We start from the raw sequence: 650 nt of genomic DNA, 5'->3' as shown, positions 1-650 counted from the left end.
ATATAATTCGCCATATTCCTCCTGAGGTAACCATCTGGGCAGATACCGGTTTTCAAGGTATAGATAAACAGCATCCTAATACACAAATCCCAAAAAAAGGAACTCGAAAAAGACCTTTATCGCCTGAACAAAAACAAGAAAATAAAATAATCTCGGGCATCCGTATTACAGTTGAACACGCCATCGCGGGTATCAAGCGCCTCGGTTGCATGACCCAAATTTTACGGAATCGTAGACCCTTTATTGATGATACCTTCTTACTCCTTAGCGCAGGTCTTTGGAATTTCCATCTCAGAACAGCGTAAAATTTACTTCAATCACCGAAACACCCTTATTTCACTATTAAGCAACACGCTTATTATCAATATTCAGGTAATAAGCATGATGTTATTGCTGGCATAGGTTTGGTTAATTTGCTTTGGCATGATCTGACAAGTGTTGAATCAATTCCTATTGACTATCGTATTTATGATAAAGATTCTGATGGAAAAACAAAAAACACGCACTTTTCCGAAATGCTGGCTCTTGCTAAAAAAAGAGGGATCATGCCAGAAGCGGTAGTGATGGATGCCTGGTATTCTAGCCTAGATAATCTGAAATCAATTCGCTCTCATGGTTGGGTCTGGGTAACCACGCTGAGGAAAAACAGG

Annotated in this window: 2 protein-coding genes; both read left to right on the top strand. The window is 39.7% G+C overall.

Features of this window, described 5'->3' with window-relative positions; genetic code table 11:
- On the top strand, positions 1 to 305 hold a 305-nt coding region (locus CBG25_RS05465; RefSeq protein ID WP_290603625.1), incomplete at its 5' end, for a transposase family protein.
- Between the two features lie 36 nt (positions 306 to 341).
- A partial coding sequence (locus tag CBG25_RS05460; RefSeq protein ID WP_366212714.1) for a transposase occupies positions 342 to 650 on the top strand: 309 nt, incomplete at its 3' end.

This window comes from Arsenophonus sp. ENCA, from assembly GCF_002287155.1.
GTDB classification, from domain to species: Bacteria; Pseudomonadota; Gammaproteobacteria; order Enterobacterales; family Enterobacteriaceae; genus Arsenophonus; species Arsenophonus nilaparvatae.
This window is presented reverse-complemented; position numbering and strand designations above follow the sequence as displayed.